A 4,250-nucleotide genomic window follows, 5' to 3' on the forward strand; every position below is an offset into this window, starting at 1 on the left:
TCGACTTCGCCCGATGCGCTGCGTTTCACCATCGGCGAGAGGACTTTGCCGCCGAATTCGACGAAATGCGTCACGCCAATATCTTCCATCGCGCCGACGCTTTCGCGCCAGCGGACGCGGCCGGTGACCTGCTGGACGAGCAGGTCGCGGATCGCGTCGGGGTCGCTGACCGGGCTTGCGGTGACGTTGGCGACGACGGGGATGAGCGGCGCGACGGGCGGATTCGCTCCCAGCGCCTCGGCCATCGCGTCGGCCGCAGGCTGCATCAACGGACAGTGGAAGGGGGCCGACACCGGCAGCAGCAAGCCGCGCTTGATGCCATAATCCTTGACCAGCGCGACCGCGCGCTCGACCGCGCCCTTGTGGCCCGAAATCACGACCTGCGACGGATCATTGTCGTTGGCGACGGTGCAGATTTCCCCTTCGGCCGCGGCGTCGGCAAGCTTCTGCGCGGTGTCGATATCGGCGCCGAGCAGCGCCGCCATCGCGCCGACGCCGACGGGCACCGCCGCCTGCATCGCCTGTCCGCGCGTCTTCAAAAGCCGCGCGGTGGTCGCGAGGTCGAAGGCACCCGCGGCGCACAGCGCGCTATATTCGCCGAGGCTGTGGCCCGCGACATAATCGGCCTTGGCGGCGAGCGTCACGCCGCCTTCCTTTTCGAGCACGCGCAGCGTCGCGATGGCATTGGCCATGATCGCGGGCTGGGCGTTTTCGGTAAGAGTGAGCTGGTCCTCGGGCCCTTCGCTCATCAGCTGGAACAGCTTCTGGCCGAGCGCGTCGTCGACCTCCTGAAACACCTCGCGCGCGACCGGCGAGGCGTCGGCGAGCGCCTTGCCCATGCCGACCGACTGGCTGCCCTGACCCGGAAAGATGAATGCGCGCATGATGCGTCCCCTGCGGTGATATTCGTTACCGCGCGCCTATTCCTTCACCCCGCGCGATGCAAGCCGAAGGGCACGACCTTGTTCGCCGCATCATGGCCGATGTCCGCGCGGCCGAGCCAGGGGATACCGGTGCGATGACACCAATCGCGGGCGATCTCGTCGGCCTCCATTCCGAAGGGGCGGTCGTTTTCCGGAATGTCGCCGACGCGCCCGAGCCGCAGCCCGGCGAGCCCGCGCGGACCCAAATAGGTCGCGACATGAAAGAAGGCGCGGTCGAAGGCATAAAGATATTCGCTCACCTCCTCGACGAGCAGGACGTGGCCCGCAAGGTCGGGCTCGAGGGGGGTGCCGAGCAGCATCGACAGCGTCATCAGGTTGAACGCCGCATGGCGCGCGCCATGCTGAAGCTGCGGCTCGCACGCCGCGGGGTCGCGCGCGACGAGCCAGTCGAGCGCGCGGAGCACCGCCGCGTCGCCTCCCTCGCGCCGGATGTCGGCGACCATCGGGCCATGCGCGACATGGTCGAACCCCTCGCGATAGAGCGCGCCGAGCAGATTGCCCTGGTCCGAATAGCCGAGGAATGCCTTCGCCCTCGCAGCGTCGGTCATCGCCGCGACCGCATTCTCGGCGATCCGGCATGCGCCATAGCCGCCGCGCGCGAACCAGACCGCGTCGATGTCGGGGCGGTTCGCCATCTCGACGAGCGCCGCAAAGCGGTGGCCATCCTCGCCCGCGAAATGGCCGTGGGTGGCGAAGCATTGCGGGTCGAATATGAGTTCGACGCCGGGGTAGCCGAGGCTTGCGAGCGCGCGCACGGCCTCCGCATCGTCGGGCAGGATTGGTGTTGAGGGGGCGACGATGCCTATGCGCATGGAGCGACCTTAAATCCGTTCGTGTCGAGCGAAGTCGAGACACCCATCGTCGGCGCGCAAGGTCGAGGGGCATCTCGACTTCGCTCGATGCGAAAGGGAAAGGGGGTGCCGCTCTGGTTGCAAACCCTTCGTCAAAGCCATATCGCGCCGCGATGGCCGAAAACAAATCCTATTTCTTCTGCGGCATCGGCGGGTCGGGCATGTTGCCGCTCGCGATGATCGTCGCGGCGCGCGGCGACGCGGTTTCGGGGTCCGACCGCAGCCGCGACCAAGGCCGGACGCCCGAGAAATTCGCCTGGCTCGAAAGCCAGGGCATCGCCTTTTATCCGCAGGACGGCAGCGGACCGAAAGCCGGCCATATCCTCGTCGCGTCGGCGGCGATCGAGGACAGCGTTCCCGATATCGCCGCGGCCAACGCGCTCGGCCTGCCGCGGATGACGCGCGCCGACCTCAACGCCGCCTTGTTCAACGCTGCCGATCAGGCAATCGGCGTCGGCGGGACGAGCGGCAAATCGACCGTCACCGGGATGACCGGCTGGATCCTCGAAAGCGCGGGCCGGAAACCGACCGTGATGAACGGCGCCGTGATGCGCAATTTTTCGGGCGACGACCGGCCGTTTGCAAGCGCGCTGGTGGGTGACGCCGCGACCTATGTCAGCGAGGTCGACGAAAGCGACGGATCGATCGCACTCTATCGCCCCGATGTCGCGGTCATCACAAACATCAGCCTCGACCACAAGAGTCTCGCCGAATTGCATCAGCTCTTCGGCGATTTTGCCGCGAAGGCGCGCGTCGCGGTGGTCAACGCCGACGACGCCGAGTCGGCGCCGCTTTTGTCGGGGCGCAATGTCGTGACCTTTGGTTTCGACGATGCGGCGACGATCCGCGGCAGCGATTTCGAGGCGCTGCCCGACGGCTGCCGCTTCGCGGTCCACGCCGATGGCACCGCCTATCGAGTGAAGCTTCGCATGCCCGGCCGCCACAATGCCGCCAACGCACTCGCCGCCATCGCCGCCGCGCACGCCGCAGGTGTCACTGTCGCACAAGCCGTCGAGGCGCTGGCGGATTTCGCCGGTCTCGCCCGCCGCTACGAGGTGCTCGGCCAAGCAAGCGGCGTCACCGTCATCGACGATTTCGCGCACAATCCCGACAAGGTCGCCGCGACGCTCGCAGCCGTCGCCGAGCTTCCGGGCCGGGCGTTGCTCTTCTTCCAGCCGCACGGCTATGGCCCGCTCCGCCAGATGGGCAAGGAACTCGCCGCGAGCTTTGTGGCCGGGATGCGGCCCGACGACAAACTATATGTCTGCGACCCCGTCTATTTCGGCGGCACCGTCGACCGCAGTATCGGCAGCGAGGCGCTCGTCGCCGATATCGTCGCGGGCGGCGCCGATGCGCTACATATGACCACCCGCGCGGCGTGCGGCGCGGCGATGCTCGACGCGGCCAAGGCGGGCGATCGCATCCTGATCCTCGGCGCCCGCGACGACACGCTCACCGAATTCGGGCGCGAACTCTTGGAAAAGTTGGGCTGAAAGGATTCGCGCAGAGATCGCAGAGGCTTTGATTCACGCGGAGACGCGGAGCCGCGGAGAATGAAGCGATAGAGAAATGATCGGCGGCTTTGCCGCCCTCACCTTTTCTCTGCGCCCTCTGCGCCTCTGCGCGAATAATTTCTTCTCCGCGGCTCCGCGTCTCCGCGTGGATCCCTTTCGAAACCGCGCTGACCGCGGCTTTGCCTTGATTTCTCCTCGCGAATCTGTATAGGCGCGCTCATTCGGGGCGAGGCCACGTTGCCATCGCCCCGTTTGCTTTGCATCAATACGCGAAGCGAGACGACAGCCGGAGGGGTTTCGCGATTGGCGCGAAGCCAGCGATCGGCCAAATCGAAGGAAGCGCACCATGCCGTTTTACGAGCATGTTTTTATCGCGCGTCAGGACCTGAGCCAGGCTCAGGTCGACGCGCTGGCGGAAACCGTCACCAACGTCATCGGCGAATATAAGGGCACGGTTCACAAGACCGAGACCTGGGGCCTGAAGCAGCTCGCCTACAAGATCCAGAAGAACCGCAAGGGTCATTATGTGATGTTGTCGGCTGAAGTCGCAGGCGAAGCCATCGCAGAGATCGAGCGTCAGGCTGCGATCAACGAAGATATCATCCGCTGGCTCACCATCAAGGTCGACGAACTCGAAAAGGGTCCGTCGGTGATGATGCGCAAGCAGGAACGTCGTGGCGGCCGCGGCCGTGACCGCGACGGCGAAGAATAAGGAAAACGACCATGGCACGACCCTTTTTCCGCCGCCGCAAGACCTGCCCCTTCAGCCAGAAGGACGCACCGGTCATCGATTACAAGGACGTCCGTCTGCTCCAGGGTTACCTGTCGGAGCGTGGCAAGATCGTCCCGTCGCGGATCACCGCGGTGTCCACCAAGAAGCAGCGTGAGCTGGCGAAAGCGATCAAGCGCTCGCGCCACATCGGCCTGCTCCCCTACATTGT

General features: G+C 65.7%; 5 protein-coding genes. 3 read left to right on the forward strand and 2 right to left on the reverse strand.

Annotation, left to right across the window (positions count from 1 at the left end; translation table 11 throughout):
* A partial coding sequence (gene fabD, locus VJ811_RS03780) for an ACP S-malonyltransferase (protein ID WP_324070945.1) occupies positions 1-884 on the reverse strand: 884 nt, incomplete at its 3' end.
* Positions 885-928: 44 nt separating this feature from the next.
* Positions 929-1,756 carry an LD-carboxypeptidase gene (locus VJ811_RS03785; RefSeq protein WP_324070946.1) on the reverse strand — a complete coding sequence of 276 codons (828 nt, stop codon included), beginning with the start codon at positions 1,754-1,756 and terminating at the stop codon, positions 929-931.
* A 152-nt stretch (positions 1,757-1,908) separates the two neighbouring features.
* Here VJ811_RS03785 and VJ811_RS03790 point away from each other — a divergent pair, with 152 nt between their 5' ends.
* The 3 genes from VJ811_RS03790 to rpsR all read left to right on the forward strand — a co-directional run.
* Entirely contained in the window at positions 1,909-3,288 is a 1,380-nt protein-coding gene (locus VJ811_RS03790) for a Mur ligase family protein (protein ID WP_324070947.1), read from the forward strand.
* A gap of 367 nt (positions 3,289-3,655) precedes the next feature.
* Positions 3,656-4,021 carry a 30S ribosomal protein S6 gene (rpsF, locus tag VJ811_RS03795; protein ID WP_324070948.1) on the forward strand — a complete coding sequence of 122 codons (366 nt, stop codon included), beginning with the start codon at positions 3,656-3,658 and terminating at the stop codon, positions 4,019-4,021.
* Between the two features lie 11 nt (positions 4,022-4,032).
* A partial coding sequence (gene rpsR, locus VJ811_RS03800; RefSeq protein ID WP_324070949.1) for a 30S ribosomal protein S18 occupies positions 4,033-4,250 on the forward strand: 218 nt, incomplete at its 3' end.

The organism is Sphingopyxis sp., assembly GCF_035250425.1.
Classification (GTDB): Bacteria; Pseudomonadota; Alphaproteobacteria; order Sphingomonadales; family Sphingomonadaceae; genus Sphingopyxis.

Bases quoted from the DNA above. Each gene is read 5' to 3' on its own strand.
- VJ811_RS03790 (WP_324070947.1), top strand. From the start codon at position 1,909: ATGGCCGAAAACAAATCCTATTTCTTCTGCGGCATCGGCGGGTCGGGC.
- VJ811_RS03785 (WP_324070946.1), bottom strand. From the start codon at position 1,756: ATGCGCATAGGCATCGTCGCCCCCTCAACACCAATCCTGCCCGACGAT.
- rpsF (WP_324070948.1), top strand. From the start codon at position 3,656: ATGCCGTTTTACGAGCATGTTTTTATCGCGCGTCAGGACCTGAGCCAG.